This is a genomic window from Achromobacter sp. 2789STDY5608621 (assembly GCF_001299375.1).
GTDB classification, from domain to species: Bacteria; Pseudomonadota; Gammaproteobacteria; order Burkholderiales; family Burkholderiaceae_B; genus Achromobacter; species Achromobacter insuavis.
The window spans coordinates 1-17,789 of sequence record NZ_CYTU01000055.1 but is presented as its reverse complement, the minus strand read 5'-3'; the positions used below and the strand labels follow the sequence as shown (position 1 = coordinate 17,789).

The following is a 17,789-nucleotide window of genomic DNA, read 5'->3' as shown; positions in this document are numbered from 1 at the left end:
CCTGGACGGCCTTCCCGGGATGCCGGCGCGTCAGGGTGAACAGCCCCTAGAACGCGGCCCGCAGGATTGCCAGGACCTCGGTCGCATCGGCGACCGGGCGGGGATTGAGCGCCAGCCCGCGTTCCGTCATCACGCCGCGGGCCAGGGATTCCAGTGCGTCAACGGGCACGCCCAATGCCGACAGCCGCGCCGGCATGGCGTGACGCTGCTGGAGGTCGCGCACCCAGGCCGACAGCGCGGCGTGGGGCCGGCGCGCCCGCTGGTTGACCACGTCGAGCGCGGGCCGCAGCGCGTCCGCCGCCACCGCTTCGTTGAAGGCCAACGCGTGCGGCAGGATGGCGCTGTTGACGGCGCCGTGCGACAACCGCTGGCGCGACGCCACGACGTGGCAGATGGCGTGATGCAGGCAGCTGCGCGCCATCGACAGGGCCAGGCCGGCCAGGTGCGCCGCCTGCAGGATCGCGCCGCGTGTCTCGTGGCCGCCGAGGCTGTCGCTGTCGAGGGCGGCGTCGAACAGCCGGACGGCCTGCACGGCGATGCAATCGGACACGGGCGAGCGTCCCCGCGAATACAGGGCCTCCACCGCGTGGGCGATGCCGTTCATGGCGCTGTCGCGCAGCAGCGCGACGGGCTGGTCCGCGCTCAGGCGCGGGTCGATCAGCAGGGTCGCGGCCGCCACGCGCCGGTTCCAGAACATCAGCTTGTGGCCGTCTTCCCGGCGCACGCCGAACGACGACGTGGCTTCCGCGCCCGAGGCGGTGGTGGGGATGCCGATGATCGGCAGCTGCGGCCGGACGCGTCGCGGGATGCGCACCGTGGCGGGCGGCTCGAAGGTGGTGACGTGATCCGCCAGGCGGCCGCCTTCGGCCAGCAGCAGGGCCAGGGCCTTGGCGCTGTCGGCCACGCTGCCGCCGCCGATGGCGATCAGACTGTCCGCGCCGAATGCCCGTACTTTTTCGGCCATTGTTTCCACAACGTCGACACTGGAGTGCCGTGGCACCGCCGGGAGCCGCAGGTGATCAAGCCCGCTCCAACAGGCGGACAGCGCCTCGAAAGCGGTGGATCGCATCATCGCATCCTGCGCCAGGATCGCGGGCCGGGAACAGCCAAGCGCGTCGAGTTCTTTTAATATCAAGGCCGACACGCCATCGCCGAAACAGACATGGGTACCGAACAGGTGATAGTCGAAAGCGGCGGCGCGGGCGGTGGCAGCAGGGGGGCGGTCTTGGCTCATGCGGCCAGTATAGAGACGCCGGCTGCCCTGAAAAATCACCAAACAAGGAAATCGTTTTTTCCTTTTTGGAAACACACGGATCGGGAATGAACGTTATCGATTGCCTGGAAGTCTTTGCCGAAGTCGGCAAGAGCCTCAGTTTCTCCAAGGCGGCGGAAAGCCTGGCGTCGAGCCGTTCGGCGGTCACCAAGAAGATCGCCTGGCTCGAAGCGCACTTCGAAGTGCAGCTGCTCAACCGCAACACCAAGCACGTCAGCCTGACCGAGAGCGGCCGGCTGCTGCTGGAAAACGCCGATACGCTGGCGCTGAGCCTGATGAACCTGAAAGAACTGGTGCAGGGGCCGGTGCTGACCGCCAGCGGCCGCATCCGCATCGGCACGCCGCCGTCGTTCGGCACCGTGCACATGGTGCCGGCGATCCAGGATTTCCTGGCGCGCTATCCCGCGATCAAGGTGTCGCTGCTGATCGACGACGGCCGCGGCGACCTGATCGCCGAGAACCTCGACCTGTCCGTGCGCATCGCGCCGCGGCTGAAGGATTCCAACCAGATCGCCTACAAGATCACGCTGGTGCCGCAGGTGGTGGTGGCGACGCGGGACTATCTCGCGCGCCATGGCCGGCCGGAGAAACCGCAGGACCTGGAGCGGCACAACTGCCTGGTGCACAACCTGAAGGCGCCCACCGGGCAGTGGAGTTTCACCGACGCCCAGTCAAACACCCACGTGGTGCGGGTGGCGGGCTCGTTCAATTCAAACCTGGGCGAAGCGCTGATGAACATGACCAAGCGCGGCGGTGGAGTGTCGATGCACCCGCGCTACATGGTCGAACAGGACATCGCCGACGGGGTGCTGGAAGTGCTGCTGCCGGGCTATGAGCCGCAGGGGCTGGACATCCACGCGGTCGTGCAGACCCGCCGCAACCAGCCCGACAAGGTCAGGCTGATCGTGGAACACCTGCGCAACTGGTTCAAGGACGCCGACTGGACGCGCTGAGCGCAGCCCGCCGGCAGCGGTGGCGTCCTAGCGGAACACCACGGTCTTGTTGCGGTTCAGCAGGATGCGGTGCTCGACGTGGCTGCGCACGGCGCGCGACAGCACCAGCGACTCGATGTCGCTGCCGACCTGGGTCAGGTCCTGCGCCGTCATGGTGTGGTCGACGCGCTCGATGTCCTGGTCGATGATCGGGCCTTCGTCCAGGTCCGAGGTCACGAAGTGGGCGGTGGCGCCGATGATCTTGACGCCGCGCGCATGCGCCTGGTGGTACGGGCGGGCGCCCTTGAAGCTGGGCAGGAAGCTGTGGTGGATGTTGATGGCGCGGCCGTTCAGCGCGCGGCACATGTCGGCCGACAGGATCTGCATGTAGCGCGCCAGCACCACCAGGTCGATCTCGTAGCGGTCCACCAGCGCCAGCACCTGCTGTTCCTGTTCGGCCTTGGTGTCGGCCGTCACGGGCAGGTGATGGAACGGGATGCCGTAGGACGCGGCCAGGCTGGCGTAGTCGTTGTGGTTCGAGACGATGGCGGCCACTTCGGCATGCAGCTGGCCGCTGTGCACGCGGAACAGCAGGTCGTTCAGGCAGTGGCCTTGCTTGCTGACCATGATCAGCAGGCGTTCCTTGCGGCGCGCGTCGTGCAGCTGCAGTTCCATGCCGTACTCGGCCGCCATCTCGTCCAGGCGGGCGCGTAGCGCGTCCGGGGACGCGTCCGCCGGCAGGTCGAAGTGCACGCGCAGGAAGAAGCGGCCGGTCTCGTCATCGCCGAATTGCTGCGAATCCAGGATGTTGCAACCCAATTCGAACAACAGGCCGCTGACGCGGAAGACGATGCCGGTGCGGTCGGGGCAGGACAGGGTCAGGATGTAGTCGTTGTGCTGCATGATTCAGTGGGAAGGATGGGAAGAAGCGTCGTCGGCCAGCCGCGCCAGGGTTTCCTCGGCCAGCGCCAGGCTGGAGGTCAGGCCGGGCGATTCTATGCCAAACAGGTTCACCAGGCCGGGCACGCCATGGGCGGCCGGGCCGGCGATGACGAAGTCGGCGGCGGGTTCGTGCGGTCCGGAGATCTTGGGGCGGATGCCGGTGTAGCCGGGCGCCAGCGCGTCGTCCGGCAGGGCCGGCCAGTAGCTGCGCACGGCGGCGTAGAAGACCTCGGCGCGGGCCGGGTCGAGGGTGTAGTCCTCGGTGCCGATCCATTCGGTGTCGGGGCCGAACTTGGCCTGACCGCCCATGTCGAGCGTCAGGTGCACGCCCAGGCCGGCGTGCTGCGGCACCGGGTAGATCAGGCGCGAGAACGGCGCGCGTCCGGACAGCGTGAAATAGCTGCCCTTGCACAGGTAATCGGTGGGGATGCTGGCGGCCGGCACGCCATCGATGCGGCGCGCCAGCGCCGGCGCCTGCAGGCCGGCCGAATTGATCAGCACGTTACAGCTGAGGTTCATGGCGTCATCGCCGCCAAACTGCAGGTCGAAGCCGCCTTCGGGGCGCACCCGGCCGGACACCAGCGGCGTATGGAACACGCACTGCGCGCCGGCATTCTCGGCGTCGCCCTGGTAGGCCAGCATCAGCGCATGGCTGTCGACGATGCCGGTGGATGGCGACACCAGCGCCGCCGTGCAGCGCAGCGCCGGCTCCAGCCGCATGGCGTCTTCGCCGGAAATGAACTGCAGGTCGTCCACGCCGTTGGCGCGGGCGCGCTGCGCGATGCCTTCGAGCTGGGCGGCCTGTTCCGCGCTGGTGGCCACGATCAGCTTGCCCAGCCGCTTGTGCGGGATGCCGCGCTCGGCGCAATAGGCGTACAGCAGGTGCTTGCCGCGCACGCACAGGCGGGCCTTCAGGCTGCCCGCCGGGTAATAGATGCCGGCGTGGATGACTTCGGAGTTGCGCGAACTGGTGCCGGTGCCGATGGCCTCGGTGGCCTCGGCCACCAGCACCTCGCGGCCGGATTGGGCCAGCGCGCGGGCGATGGCCAGGCCGACCACGCCGGCGCCGATGACGACGCAATCGACGTCGGCGCTCACGAGACCTTGCCTCCGGCGCGGGCGCCGGCCGGCGTCAGGTCGAACCCGCCGGCATGAAAGACCAGTGGCGGCTCGCCGTTATACCCGCAACGTTCGACTTCTCCGACCATGATGACGTGATCTCCTTCGACATAGCGGCTGCGGTTGTGGCATTCGAACCAGGCGGCGCAATGGCCGTCCAGCATCGGCGTGCCGCCCGGCGCGTGGTGCACGGTCAGGCCGGCGTAGCGGTCGGGCGTCTTGCCGGTGGCGAAACGCCGCGCCAGCGCGATCTGCTCGGCGCCCAGCACGTTGACCACATAGCGCTGGCACTGCTCGAAGGCGGCCAGCGACGAGGAATTGCGCGACAGGCTCCACAGCACCAGCGGCGGATTCAGGGACACCGAGTTGAACGAACTGACCGTGAGCCCGATGGGGGCGCCATCGAGGTCGGCGGTGGTCACGACCGTGACGCCGGTGGCGTAACGGCCCAGCGCGGTGCGGAAGAAGGCAGCGTCGAAATCAGGGGAGGAGGCTGGCATGCAAGTGATAAATGGGGCGGGCGCCGTGGACGGCGCCCGGCGGCGTCAAGGCGAGAGGCGTTCGATCTTCCAGCCCTGGCCGTCGGCGACGTAGCGCAGGCGGTCGTGCAGGCGCGAGGGCCGGCCTTGCCAGAATTCCATCGAGGTGGGCTTGAGGCGGTAGCCGCCCCAGTGCGGCGGGCGCGGCGGCTGGTCGCCGTAGCGGGCGCGGAATTCCTGCTCGCGGGCTTCCAGTTCGGCGCGGGTGATGGGCTGGCTCTGGCGCGAGGCCCAGGCGCCGATGCGCGAACCGGCCGGGCGGCTGTGATAGTAGGCGTCCGATTCCTCGGCCGGCACTTTTTCCACCACGCCCTCGATGCGCACCTGGCGCTCGAGCGGCTGCCAGAAGAACAGCAGGCAGGCGCGCGGCTCGGCCAGCAGGTCGGTGCCCTTGCGCGATTCGTAATTGGTGAAGAACGTGAAGCCGTGCTCGTCGAACCCCTTGATCAGGACGATGCGGGCGCTGGGCTGGCCGTCGGCGTCGACGGTGGCCAGGGTCATGGCGTTGGGCTCGGGCACCTTGGCGGCCAGGGCCTCGTCGAACCAGCGGGTGAACTGCTCGAACGGGGAGGCGGCGGCCTCGCTTTCCAGCAGCACGTTCTTTTCGTAGCTTTGACGCAGATCGGAGACAGACATGGGGCGAGTGATTCAGCGTTGATAACAAGCAGTTTATACCGCCGAAGAACTCCACCCTTCATTGACCCCGCGCAGGGCCCGGGCAAGTTTTTGCGCCGGGATGCCCCTGGCGCCTGCCGGCAGGGCCTGGCGGTCTGGCGCCAGGCTGGCCTCAGGCGCCCTCGGGCAGGGTGTGGCTGTCCTGTTCCAGGCGCCGGGCGATGGCGTCCAGGCGGGCGTCGTGAATGCCCGCGGCGCGCAGCGCCTGGGCGGTCTGCACCACATACTCGGTGCAGGGGCCGTAGCGCCCGGCGGCCCGGCGCACGATGGCGAGCAACTCGGCCTCGGGCAGGGCCCGGATGTAGGCCGGATTGTCGCGGTTCATGATGAAGACCAGGGCGCGCACCGGCCCGTCCTCGGTGCTGCAGTTGATCCAGCGCGGCAGGTAGGCGCCGGTGGACATCTCGCGGTCCCACAGGGCCGGGAAATAGGTCGGCACCTGGCTGCCCGACAGGCGGTAGACCACGCCGCGGCAGGAGCCGCCGCGATCCAGGCCGAACACCAGCCCGGGGCATTCCGGCGTGCCGCGGTTGACCCGCGACCACAGGCACAGCGCGCGGTGGTGGCCGCGCAGGGTGGCGAGGCGGCGCTCCTCGAAATCGAAATCGGGACGCCAGATCAGTGACCCGTACCCATATACCCAGACGTCCTCGCCGTCGCGCCAGTGTTCCAGGGCGGTCCGCAGCGAGGCTTGCCGCTCTTCGGGCGTCCACAGGCGGAATGGCAGGCTGGCGCCGGCCACGGGAGGGGGGGACTGCATGTTCACGACTACGGTTTCCGGTCAGATTCGAGCGGGGGGTTGCGATTGGCCCAGCCTCCGGCCATCAGGGCCACGGAATAGGCCCAGAACAGCGGGGCGACGCCGATGACCGCGCCCAGCGCGCCGAAGGTCAGCGGCAGGGAGACCTGCGAGCCGTTGATCAGCGCCATCCGCAAGCCCACGGCTTCGGCGGCGCGGCCCGGCGGCGAATGCTGGTGCAGCAATGACAGCATACTCGGTTGGCAGCATCCCAGCGCAAGTCCCAGGATGAAGGACAGCACGATCAGGATGCTAACGTCGGTGAACAGCGGGTAAAGCATGAAGTCGATGGCGGCCGTGGCCATGGCCACCCGCACCAGCGTCCAGGACCGCACCCGGCGCTGGATGAAGGGCAGTACCAAGCGGATGATGAACGTTGCCGCCGCGAAGGAGGCAAGAATGATGCCGATGGTGGTCGCGGACAGGCCGATGGCGACGCCGAAGATCGGCACCACGAACAGGTGCGTGTCCCAGGCGCCCGACAGGATGGTGTTGACCATCAGGATGCGGCGCAGCGCAGGCACGGCCAGCAATTCGGTGACGCGGCGCCGTTCGGCTTCCTTGGCGCCGGCCAGTTGCGAATCCACCGCGCGCAATTGGTGACGCAGCATGTACAGGCCGCCGGCCGACAGCAGCGGCCCCAGCGTCAGCAGGCCGAAGGCCAGGCGGGTGCCCAGGTTGTCGATCGCCAGGCCGGCGATCAGCGGGCCCGAAAAACCCGAGCCGGCCAGGGCCAGCGACATCAGCGAGAAATTGCGCAGGCGCTGGGTCGGCTCGGCGTGGCCCAGCAGGTCCTGGGTGGCGACCTGGTGCAGCATGAAGCCGATGCCGATGCAACAGGATGCAACCAACAAGGCGAACTGGGTCTGCGACAGGAAGGGCAGCGCGGTGCCGACAGCGACCAGCGTGGTGCCAGTGACCAGCGGGCGGACGATGCCGACCCGGTCGACCCAGCGGCCGGCGCGCACCGAGAACAGCATCGGCAGCACCGCGAACACGGCGACCAGCGTGCCGACCTTGAAGGTCGACAGGCCCATCTGCAGCGCCGTGAGCGAGACGGTGATCCGTCCCCCTGTCAGCGCCACGTGGTTCAGCATGGCCAGCACGCACAACAGCGCCGCCCCGGAAAACTCCGGGGCGGCGCTGTTTGAAGAGGGGGAGGGAGGCGAATTGGACACGGATACGGCTTAACTGCATTCATTCTGTCCCTATCGTCGCGCTATGTCGAGGCATCGTTTTTTTGCGCCGCCGCAATCGGGTTTGGATAGTGGCGACAAGATAGGCGCCATCTATGGACCAACTGGGATGGGGATGGGGCAAGATGGCGTCACGTTCGCGGCATGGGGCGGTCATTCGTGCGCTGCAGCAGATGTATCGTCGATGCAACGGAACAATCGTTCCATTGTCAGGGCCAATGCAAGCCCGCTTTACCGTTTTTCACCCTTTCGCCACAGATTGGCCATGCTTTGGCGCTCCCCGCCGTTTAGGATGTGCGGGCAGTCTGGGCAGGTATCCCCGGCCCGATCCGTACTGAGTTATTCGAGTGGCGGACGATGCATCCGCCGCCCCATCCGAACTGGTTCAATGAAAAAGCCTCGCAGCAAAGTCCAGCGTTACGTCCTGATCGCCGTCGTTCTCCTGCTCATCGCCTTCGGCGTGCGCGCCGCGTTCTTCTCGTCGCCGCCGCCGCCCACCTTCGCCGTGGCCGAAGTCGTCCGCGGCAACCTCGAAGACAGCGTGCTGGCCAGCGGCACGATGGACGCCGTCGAGCGCGTCAGCGTCGGCGCGCAGGCCAGCGGCCAGTTGAAATCGCTGAAGGTGGCGCTGGGCGACCGGGTCAAGAAGGGGCAGCTGGTCGCCGAAATCGACGACCTGACCCAGCAGAACGAATTGCGCAACGCCCAGGCGGCGCTGCAGACCCGCCGCGCCGAGCGCGCGGCCAAGGTCGCCACCCTCAAGCAGGCCGAGCTGGCCTTCCGCCGCCAGCGCCAGATGCTGGCGGCCGACGCCAGTTCGCGCGAGTCCTATGAGTCGGCCGAGGCCACGCTGGGCGTGACGCGCGCCGACATCGCCTCGCTCGACGCGCAGATCGTGCAGGCCGAGATCCAGGTGGATACCGCCAAGGTCAACCTGGGCTACACCCGCATCGTCTCGCCGATCGACGGCGTGGTGGTGGCGGTGGTGACCAAGGAAGGCCAGACCGTCAACTCGATCCAGAGCGCGCCCACCATCATCAAGGTGGCCCAGGTGGCCACCATGACCATCAAGGCGCAGATCTCCGAAGCCGACGTGACCCGCGTCAAGCCGGGCCTGCCGGTGTACTTCACCATCCTGGGCGAGCCCGACCAGCGCTACCACGCCACCCTGCGCGCGGTCGAACCGGCGCCCGACTCGATCCAGAAGGACGACGCCACCTCGTCGCTGACTTCCTCCAGCTCCTCGTCCACCAGCGCGGCCGTCTACTACAACGGCCTGTTCGACGTGCCCAACCCGGACGAGAAGCTGCGCATTTCCATGACGGCGCAGGTGTCGATCGTGCTGGGCGAGGCGCGCGACGCCGTGGTGGTGCCGGCCTCGGCCCTGGGCAAGCGCGGCGAGGACGGCCGTTACGCCGTGCGGGTGGTGGGCAAGAACAACCAGACCGACACCCGCCAGGTAAAGATCGGCATGAACAACAACGTGCAGGCGCAGGTGCTGGAAGGCCTGGAGGTGGGCGAGCGCGTGGTGTCGGCCGACGCCGCGCCGGTGGCCGCCGCAGCGGGACGCTGACATGGCCGAACCGTTGATTTCGCTGTCCGGGGTACGGCGCGAGTTTCCCGCGGGCGAGCAGACCATCGCCGTCCTCAAGGACATCAACCTGACCATCGAGGCCGGGGAGATGGTCGCCATTGTCGGCGCGTCGGGCTCGGGCAAGTCGACCCTGATGAACATCCTGGGCTGCCTGGACCGCGCCACCAGCGGCGACTACCGCGTCAGCGGCCGCAGCACGGGCGAACTGGATCCGGACGAGCTGGCCGAGCTGCGCCGCGAGCACTTCGGCTTCATCTTCCAGCGCTACCACCTGCTGTCCGACCTGACGGCGCAGGGCAACGTCGAGGTGCCGGCCGTCTACGCCAGCAAGCGCCGCGAGGCCCGGCTGGCGCGCGCCGCCGAGCTGCTGGAGCGCCTGGGGCTGGGCGAACGCACCGGCCACCGGCCGGGGCAGTTGTCCGGCGGCCAGCAGCAACGGGTGAGTATCGCCCGCGCGCTGATGAACGGCGGCGACATCATCCTGGCCGACGAGCCGACCGGCGCGCTGGACACGCACACCGGCCAGGAAGTGCTGCGCATCCTCGAGGAGCTGAACGCCGCCGGCCACACCATCATCCTGGTCACCCACGACATGAACGTGGCGCGGCACGCGCAGCGCATCATCGAGATCAGCGATGGCGAGATCGTCTCGGACCAGCGCAATCCCGACGCCCCGCGCATCGAGGCGCAGCGCGAGGAGGCGGCGCCGCTGCCGCCGCGGCCGGCCTGGCAGGCCTACCTGGACCGCTGCGGCGAAGCGCTGCGCATGGCGCTGCTGGCGATGAACGCGCATCGCCTGCGCACCTCGCTGACCATGCTGGGCATCATCATCGGCATCGCCGCGGTGGTGTCGGTGGTGGCGCTGGGCGAAGGCTCGCGCCAGAAGATCCTGGAAGACATCAGCGAGATCGGCACCAACACCGTCGAGGTGTTCCCGGGCAAGGACTTCGGCGACGAGAAGGCCGTCAACATCCGCACCCTGGTGCCAGCCGACGCCGAGGCGCTGTCGCGCGAATCGTATGTGGACAGCGTCACGCCCGAAGTCTCCACCAGCAGCACGCTGCGTTATCGCAACGTGGCGGTGAACGGTTCGATCCAGGGCGTGGGCGAGCAGTATTTCCGCGTGCGCGCGGTCAAGCTGGCGCAGGGCAAGTTCTTCGACACGACCAGCGTGGCGCGGCGCGCCCAGGAAGTGGTGATCGACGAAAGCACCCGCAAGACGCTGTTCGGCTCGCACACCGATCCGATCGGCCAGATCGTGTTCCTGGGGTCGATGCCGGCGCGGGTGATCGGCGTCACCAAGAAGAACGACACCGTGTTCGGCAACAACGAGACCCTGAACGTGTGGATCCCCTACACCACGGCGCTGTCGCGCGTGCTGGGGCAGCAGCATCTCAAGAGCATCACCGTGCGCGTCAACGACGCCGCGCCGCCGGCGGCGGCCGAGCAGGCCATCACCAAGGTGCTGCTGCGCCGCCACGTGGTGAAGGACTTCTTCGTGTTCAACACCGACGCGATCCGCAAGACCATCGAGCGCACCACCGCGACCATGACGCTGCTGGTGTCGCTGATCGCGCTGATCTCGCTGATGGTGGGCGGCATCGGCGTCATGAACATCATGCTGGTGTCGGTCACCGAGCGCACCCGCGAGATCGGCGTGCGCATGGCGGTGGGCGCGCGGCGCAGCGATATCATGCAGCAGTTCCTGATCGAGGCGGTGCTGGTCTGCCTGATCGGCGGCGCCGTGGGCATCGCGCTGTCGCTGGGCCTGGGCGTGCTGGTGTCCAAGGCCACCGGCGGCTCGTTCCGCATGATCTATTCGACCGCGTCGATGGTGGCGGCCTTCACCTGCTCGACGCTGATCGGCGTGTTGTTCGGTTATTTGCCGGCGCGCAACGCGGCGCGCCTGGATCCCGTCGAGGCCCTGGCCCGGGAATGAGGATGATGAAAGCTGTTTCCCTGATCTGCAAACCCGCCGCGCTGGCCCTGACGCTGGCCCTGGCCGGCTGCGGCGGCCTGCTCAAGAGCGACTACCACACGCCCGCGACGCAGGCCCCGGCCGCCTGGAGCCACGGCGCCGGCGCCGACGCGCCGGCCAACGCGCTGGCCGCCGGCGGCGCCTGGTGGCGCAACTTCAACGACCCCGCGCTCGACGGCCTGGTCGACGGCGCGCTGGCCCGCAACAACGACCTGGCCGCCGCCGCCATCCGCGTGCGCCGCGCCCAGTTGCAGGCCGGCCTGGCGCAGGACCAGCTGATTCCGCAGCTGTCCGGCACCGGCAACGTGACGCGCACGCGCAATCTGCGCGGCGAACGCGAGATCACGCGCACCAACAGCGCCGAACTGTCGATCGGCTACGAGGTGGACCTGTGGGGCAAGCTGTCGCGCCAACTCGACGCCGCCGAATGGGAGGCGCTGGCCAGCGAACAGGACCGCCAGAGTTCGGCGCTGTCGCTGGTGGGCACCACGGCCACGCTGTACTGGCAGACGGCCTTCATCAACCAGCGCATCGCCAGCAGCCTGGAAAGCATCGCCTACGCCCGCAAGACTCAGGACCTGGTGCGCGCGCAGTACGCCGCCGGGGGCGCCTCGGCGCTGGAACTGGCCGAGGCCGAGCAGACCGTGGCCAGCCAGCAGGCGGCGCACGCGCTGCTGGTGCAGCAGCGCGTGGAATACGTCAATGCGCTGACGATCCTGTTCGATGGCCCGCCCGACCGCGTCATGGCCGATCCGCAACGCCTGCCGCAATACCCGCTGCCGCAGGCGCGCGAAGGCGTGCCGGCCGAACTGCTGGGCCGCCGCCCCGACCTGCGCGCCGCCGAACTGCGCCTGCGCGAGTCGCTGTCGAACATCGACGCCGCGCGCGCGAGCTTCTATCCGACGCTGAACCTGACCGGCGCGCTGGGCAGCACCAGCCCGACGCTGTCGAATGTGCTGCAGAACCCGGTGGGCACGCTGACGGGGGCGCTGACGCTGCCGTTCCTGCAATTCAACCGCCTGAACCTAAATCTGAAGGTGTCGCGCACGGATTTCGACGAGCGGGTGGTGAGCTTCCGGCAGGCCTTGTACCAGGCGATGGCGGATGTGGAGAACGCGCTGTCGAACCGGACGCAGTTGCGCCTGCAGGCGGAGCAGCTGGAGGCGTCGCTGAAGGCGGCGCGGGAAGCCGAGCGCCTGTACGAGGTGCGCTACCGCGCGGGGTCGGTGTCGTTGCGGTTCTGGCTGGATGCGCAGGAGAAGCGGCGGACGGCGGAGATCGCGCGGGATGAGAATGCGTTGAATCGGTTGGTGAATCAGGTGAAGGTTTATCAGGCGTTGGGGGGGGATGATCTTGCCGTCATGGCCGGTTCTGGCGCGGGCGCGGCCGATGATGGGATCGCGCCGATAGCGCCCTGAAAAAATGCCCTGGCGTCGGCGAACGATATTGCCGGCGCCAGCGTTGAAACCGGATCGCGTTCGATCCAAGCATCAACTTCGATATCGGCACGGGCAGTTCGCAAACTGACCCGCAGCACTTCGGCCTGTTTTCGAATCGTCGCCCATGCCGTCAGATTCGGACGGTTTCACCCGATGCAATAGAAGACGGAAAGCAGCGTCAGCCGACGCTGAATCATGAAGGCCGTCGCTACAATCTATTGACCGCGCAATACCCCCCGCCAGACTGATCACGTTCACTGAAACGGCCGATCACCATCACCGAATGCTCAGAATGAATTTGCGACTGCTGAAGTACTTCGCTGTGTTGGCCGACGAGTTGAACTATCGCCGCGCCGCCGAACGGCTGCATATTGAAATCTCGCCGTTGTCTCGGGCGATTCAATCGCTGGAAACCACCTTGGGGGTGTCTCTTTTTGTTCGCTCCAACCGCGGCACCCTGCTCACGCCGGAGGGGGAGGCGCTACGGGAACACATCCCGGCCATATTCAGTGCAATCGGTCATGCACGCGACAGCGTCCTAGGCGTGGCCGTTGGCAATCGCGGCGCGCTACATATTGCCCTGTCAGAAGGAATGAACCCGACGCGATTGGCCGCGTTGATGGCCGGTTGCCGCGCGGACGAGCCGCGTGTGGTCATCCATTTTTCGGAGGTGCCGTTCGCCCAGCAGCTCGCAGGCCTGGACCAAGGCCTTTACGACCTGGGTTTCGCGCCATCCGACCACGTGGGCCGCGGCATCGTGGCTGAACGAGCCTGGCAAGACCCGATTCATGTGGTCCTCCCCACCGGCCACCCGCTGCTGGCGATGGAAATAATTCCATTGAGCGAGGTTCTCAGGCATCCCCTGGTACTTGGCGATCCGAAGTATTGCGAGGGATGCCGCCGGCAAATCGACCGCTTGATCAGTAAGGGTTCGGCCCAACCTCTCGTGGCGGCGCAGGTGCAATCGACCTATCTCATGCTTTCGATGGTGGCTGCTGGCGTCGGCCTCGCATTGGTGGGCGCTTCCCAGGTCCTTTCAAACTGGGAACTCGGCATCCTCAGCCGCCCGCTGGCCGAGCCGGCGGCGTTGACGACTTGGCTCCTGCGCTCAACCCGCGTCGCACGCCAGAACGTGACGCGCTTCGTTGAGCGGGTGATTGCCATGCGCGAAGACAGCACCTTCCCACCTTCCCGTGCGCGGTAGACGGCAAGCATCGGCGCGTGAACCCAGCTCGAACACATTTACTCGTTACCTTTTGGGTCCCGCATGTTTCTCATAAGGCAACGTGATGGACCATTCTCCGTTCTAGATTGAAAGATCCAATTCTTTGCCTTTGTAGCGCTTTTTAAAAAGAAGCCCGTGGCATCAATTGTTTTAATCAATCAGGAGCTGCTTGTGCAAGTATCCACTTCAACGCTATCTGGTCCGAGCGGCCCGCTCGGTTTCAACTATTCGTCGACGCAGTTCACCAGCGAAAAAAACGGTGAAGCCTGCTTCACCGAAATCATGGGTTCGGTGAAGCAAAAATATCTCGAAAGTCCAGCAGCGCCGAAGGTGGTGAACTTTTCTGATAAGGCCCTGGCACTGTCAAGTCAAGAAACGGAAATTGAGGATGCGGATCTCGGCTTGTTGGCGTGCTGGACACCTGCTGGGTTGGCACGCTTTGCTAATAACTACACAGAGGCCGAGCAGTATCACCAACTCGATATTATGGTCTTCAATAGCTATTATTCGCCCATCTATGATTGTAGTGAGGCGATGTGCGGAGGTCCAACATATTATTCCACTACGAGAATTTCGGTCACGCCTGAAAGTGAGGCGTTTGATAAACGGCAGCACGATCTATTCTCTGCTCAACAGAGAGCCATGTATGCCTCTGAAATTAGCAAGGGTAGTTCACCAATGGATATTTACAAGAAGATCGGGAAATTGATCTTGTCTCAGCCGGACGGCTTTGCCGACAAATTTGGACTCACGGTGAAATTTCGCGAGAGATTGGATGCTATGTCTCAACTAGAGGCGTATGGCAACTCACCTGAAGGACGTAGCCATTCGCTTTCCCCTAAGTTTGACCATGCTGGCGAGCCAAAGATTGAAAAAAAGTTGATGCAGATGAAGGCCGGACTTTCGCGCAATGCTTTGCTGCAGAAGGCAGATCATCTCAAGCAGGATAGGCAGTATGTCCTGATGAACCTGCTGTACGGAATGGGAAACCCTATGATGAAACCTGCGTCAGGTCACCGGGCGTAGGTCATCAATCTGGAATACTTACCCTGGAACGCCTTTCGGGGGAGTGCTCCGTTAGGAATAATACTCGATGAGTTTTATCGAGTATTTTTTTCGCCACTATTCGGGTGATTTTTGTCTGACCGATTTGGTCATGTGTGTTCTAAAAATTGCAATATATGTGGTCGTTGTTGAGCTCAAATTGAGATGTGGGCCGTCAATTTTCTCACCCTGCCTGTTGAACAAGCTCTCGAAGCATAAGTCGTGTCATGGTGAAGTCGGCATAAGTTGCTGATTGATACGTAGCTCACATACCTCAGGAGATATTTTATGAAAGTTCGGTTGTTGCGTGTTTTGGTGATTACGTCAATTTTGTTTTCGGGCACCGCGTTTGCTGGTGATTATGTATGGTCAACATATAAGAGTGGCGACTACGTATCAAGAAGAGGAGGAACCGCCACGGTTGTGTACCAACCTAGTAATTTTCTAATTTCCCCAGCTGGAAAGACAATCACCGGCGTGCAAATCCAGCTTCAAGATAGTCCCCAGGCAAACGTGTCGATGCGGGCTTGCTACAACGGCCCGCTTGATTGTGTCTCGTTGTCCTATGATGGGCAAATCTCCAAAGCTTTTAACGGTAAGCCAGCAGATAAGCCATTTACGGTGACATATACAGGTACCGGCGTTGGGCCGTATCCGCGTTATATCCTTGCCACGATGGTGGTTTATTACAGCGATTAACTAAATCCTTGGGTAGCGAATTATCGTGGATCCGACGATAAGTCGCTATAAATCTATTCGAGCCTGTTCTTGACTATATGACTGATGCGGATTCCAGAGACGTCGGGTGATCCGCTTATTCAAATCAGACATCTCAGTCATGTCTATTGCATGGGCGATCAATCCTTAAGCGTACTGTGCGACATGACGCTCGAGATCCATCCCGGTGAAACCTGCGCGCTGCTTGGGGCGTCCGATTCCGGCAATCGCACCTTGCTTGGCCATGCTCGACCGGTCGTCGGCGGTCATTGCCTTCGAGTTGGGAGCCCATGCATTACCTTTTCGGTCCAGCACGTTTCCAATAAGGCAACATGCTAGGTCACGAACTGCTCTAGATTGGAAAGACCCAATTCCCTGCCATTTGTACCGTCTTTGGGCGAGATGCCGATGGCATCAATGGTCTGAATCAATCAGGAGCTGCTTGTGCAAGTATCCAATTCAACGTTGTCTGGTCCGAGCGACCCGCTCGGTTGCTACTATTCGTCGGCCCGGCTCACTAACGACGCGAATGGGAAACCCCATTTCACCGAAGTCATGGGTTCTGCGGAGAAAAAATATCTCGAAAGCCCTCCGTCATCGAAGACTGTGGCCTTGTCTGATAAGGCGGTGGCGCTGTCAAGCCAGGAGACCGAAGATGAGGATGCGGATCTTAGCTTGCTGGCGTGCTGGACACCGGCTGAGCTGGCGCGCTTCACCAGGAACTATACGGAAAGCGAGCGGCTCGAGGAACTGGATATTATGGTTTTTAACAGTCAATATTCGCCAGGATGCGATTGCAGTGAGCTTACTGCAGATGGTGGCCAGATTTACTATGCGACTACGAGGATTCCGGTTACCCCAGAAAGTGAAATTGTCGATAGGCGGCAATCGGATACGTTCGTTGCGCAGTTGAAATCCATGTATAAGGCCGAAAGGAACAAGGGCAGCTCAGCGCTGGATATCTATAAGAAGATCGGAAAATTGATTCTGTCTCAGCCGGATGATTTTGCTTATAAGTTCGGATTCAGTGTCACGTTTCGCGAGAGGGTGGAGTCCATGCAATGGGGGGGGCGTGCTAACCCGGTCGAACGGCAGCACGGTGAGTTGTTTACCCGTAGTCATGCTACTTCAGACGAATCGGATGTCGCGATGTTGACAAAAATGAAGGATGGGTTTTCGCACAACAGGCTGCAACAGAGAACACATGATATGGAGCGAGACAGGCAGCATCAGCTGATGGACCTGCTGTATGGGAAAGTGAACCATAAGTCGAAACCCGCAGGTCGCCGGGTGTAGATCAGGTTCTTCCGAAAAATGCGCACGTCGCATTTTTCGGAAAGGCGTCGGCAGAGGGATTTGTCGAGCCTAATGAGATGGTCAGCCCGAACCCCGCTTGGCGTAGCGCTTCGTGGGTATTCGGCTGACCATAGCTTTTTATGGCTAGGGTAAAAACCATATTTTTCTGACCGATACGGTAACGCGTGTTCCCAAAATAGCAATAAACGACGCCGTTGCTGCGTTCAAATTGATGTGCAGGTTGTCAACCTGTCCACCCCGTATGTTGTCAAGCTGAAAGCAAGTCATCTAAGGGGGGGCATCAATCGGTGATTGATGCGTAGTTTCATACCTAGCCTTGGAGAGATACCATGAAAATCCCATTGCTGCGTGCATTGGTTATTACTTCGCTTTTGTTCTCCGGCAGCGCATTTGCCGGTGATTTCGTGTGGTCCACCTATAAGAGTGGCGACTATGTGTCGAGAAGAGGAGGAGCCGCCACGGTTGTGTATCAACCCAGCAATTTCCTTGTTTCGCCAGTGGGGAAAACAATCAAGGGTGTGCAAGTTCAGCTTCAGGATAGTAGCCAGGCAAGCGTATCGATGCAGGTTTGCTATAACGGTCCGTTTGATTGCATTCCTCTATCCAATAACGGGCAAATATCGCAGTATTTTAATGGAAAGCTTGCCGATAAGCCGTTCCACGTGAAATATACTGGTACAGGGATCGGGCCATATCCTCGCTACATCCTTGCCACGATGGTGGTGTATTACAACGACTAAGAAAATTGCAATGGGCGGCGATTTGTCGTTGATTTGACGGTAAGTCGTTGTTCAAAATATCCAAGTCGATTCTGGATGTTGTCACTGATGCGGTGCCAGGTGAATTCGTCGGACGATCCTCTCATCTAAATCGGCTATCTCAGCGATGCCCTTCGCATGGGCCGTCACCTCCTAAATGTGCTGCCGACATGACGCTCGAGATCCATCCCGGTGAAACCTGCGCGCTGCTTGGGGCGTCCGATTCCGGCAATCGCACCTTG

Annotated in this window: 16 protein-coding genes; 9 read left to right on the top strand and 7 right to left on the bottom strand. The window is 63.4% G+C overall.

Going from position 1 to position 17,789, the window contains the following annotated elements; genetic code table 11:
- Positions 1–46 precede the first annotated feature (46 nt).
- Positions 47–1,234, bottom strand: coding sequence for an iron-containing alcohol dehydrogenase family protein (locus tag AOZ53_RS29165; protein WP_054490437.1), 1,188 nt, complete (start codon positions 1,232–1,234; stop codon positions 47–49).
- An 86-nt stretch (positions 1,235–1,320) separates the two neighbouring features.
- Here AOZ53_RS29165 and AOZ53_RS29160 point away from each other — a divergent pair, with 86 nt between their 5' ends.
- A complete protein-coding gene (locus AOZ53_RS29160; protein ID WP_006393082.1) occupies positions 1,321–2,226 on the top strand; it encodes a LysR family transcriptional regulator in 906 nt (301 codons plus the stop codon).
- 27 nt (positions 2,227–2,253) lie between these two features.
- Here AOZ53_RS29160 and purU read toward each other — a convergent pair whose 3' ends face one another.
- From purU to AOZ53_RS29130, 6 genes are all read right to left on the bottom strand, one after another.
- The gene (gene purU / locus AOZ53_RS29155) at positions 2,254–3,108 is read right to left on the bottom strand and encodes a formyltetrahydrofolate deformylase (RefSeq protein ID WP_054434561.1); all 855 of its coding nucleotides are present in this window, start codon (positions 3,106–3,108) and stop codon (positions 2,254–2,256) included.
- 3 nt (positions 3,109–3,111) lie between these two features.
- On the bottom strand, positions 3,112–4,245 hold the full coding sequence (locus tag AOZ53_RS29150; RefSeq protein ID WP_054434559.1) for an NAD(P)/FAD-dependent oxidoreductase: 1,134 nt from the start codon (positions 4,243–4,245) through the stop codon (positions 3,112–3,114).
- Positions 4,242–4,766: a flavin reductase family protein gene (locus tag AOZ53_RS29145; RefSeq protein WP_054434556.1), complete on the bottom strand. Its 525-nt coding sequence runs from the start codon at positions 4,764–4,766 to the stop codon at positions 4,242–4,244. Before AOZ53_RS29145 ends, AOZ53_RS29150 begins: the two co-directional genes overlap by 4 nt.
- Before the next feature lie 45 nt (positions 4,767–4,811).
- Positions 4,812–5,441: a pyridoxamine 5'-phosphate oxidase gene (gene pdxH, locus AOZ53_RS29140; RefSeq protein ID WP_054490435.1), complete on the bottom strand. Its 630-nt coding sequence runs from the start codon at positions 5,439–5,441 to the stop codon at positions 4,812–4,814.
- A gap of 151 nt (positions 5,442–5,592) precedes the next feature.
- Positions 5,593–6,246, bottom strand: a complete 654-nt coding sequence (locus tag AOZ53_RS29135) for a gamma-glutamylcyclotransferase (RefSeq protein ID WP_054434552.1) — start codon at positions 6,244–6,246, stop codon at positions 5,593–5,595.
- Between the two features lie 2 nt (positions 6,247–6,248).
- Positions 6,249–7,457 (bottom strand): MFS transporter, encoded by a 1,209-nt coding sequence (locus tag AOZ53_RS29130; protein WP_156333570.1) that lies wholly within the window; start codon positions 7,455–7,457, stop codon positions 6,249–6,251.
- A 406-nt stretch (positions 7,458–7,863) separates the two neighbouring features.
- On the opposite strand from AOZ53_RS29130, the gene AOZ53_RS29125 reads away from it, so the two are divergent.
- The 8 genes from AOZ53_RS29125 (at position 7,864) to AOZ53_RS34500 (ending at position 17,529) form a co-directional block, all read left to right on the top strand.
- Positions 7,864–9,048, top strand: coding sequence for an efflux RND transporter periplasmic adaptor subunit (locus tag AOZ53_RS29125; RefSeq protein WP_054434551.1), 1,185 nt, complete (start codon positions 7,864–7,866; stop codon positions 9,046–9,048).
- A gap of 1 nt (position 9,049) precedes the next feature.
- A complete protein-coding gene (locus AOZ53_RS29120) occupies positions 9,050–11,008 on the top strand; it encodes a MacB family efflux pump subunit (protein ID WP_054490433.1) in 1,959 nt (652 codons plus the stop codon).
- A 5-nt stretch (positions 11,009–11,013) separates the two neighbouring features.
- On the top strand, positions 11,014–12,465 hold the full coding sequence (locus tag AOZ53_RS29115; RefSeq protein ID WP_054434639.1) for an efflux transporter outer membrane subunit: 1,452 nt from the start codon (positions 11,014–11,016) through the stop codon (positions 12,463–12,465).
- A gap of 313 nt (positions 12,466–12,778) precedes the next feature.
- Positions 12,779–13,690, top strand: a complete 912-nt coding sequence (locus tag AOZ53_RS29110) for a LysR family transcriptional regulator (protein WP_054490459.1) — start codon at positions 12,779–12,781, stop codon at positions 13,688–13,690.
- A 156-nt stretch (positions 13,691–13,846) separates the two neighbouring features.
- Complete coding sequence (locus tag AOZ53_RS34510; protein ID WP_197286540.1) at positions 13,847–14,737, top strand: hypothetical protein; 891 nt, start codon at positions 13,847–13,849, stop codon at positions 14,735–14,737.
- A gap of 306 nt (positions 14,738–15,043) precedes the next feature.
- A complete protein-coding gene (locus AOZ53_RS34505; protein ID WP_156333568.1) occupies positions 15,044–15,454 on the top strand; it encodes a hypothetical protein in 411 nt (136 codons plus the stop codon).
- A gap of 462 nt (positions 15,455–15,916) precedes the next feature.
- Complete coding sequence (locus tag AOZ53_RS29100) at positions 15,917–16,768, top strand: hypothetical protein (protein ID WP_156333567.1); 852 nt, start codon at positions 15,917–15,919, stop codon at positions 16,766–16,768.
- Positions 16,769–17,118: 350 nt separating this feature from the next.
- A complete protein-coding gene (locus AOZ53_RS34500) occupies positions 17,119–17,529 on the top strand; it encodes a hypothetical protein (protein ID WP_156333566.1) in 411 nt (136 codons plus the stop codon).
- The last annotated feature ends 260 nt before the right edge of the window (positions 17,530–17,789 follow it).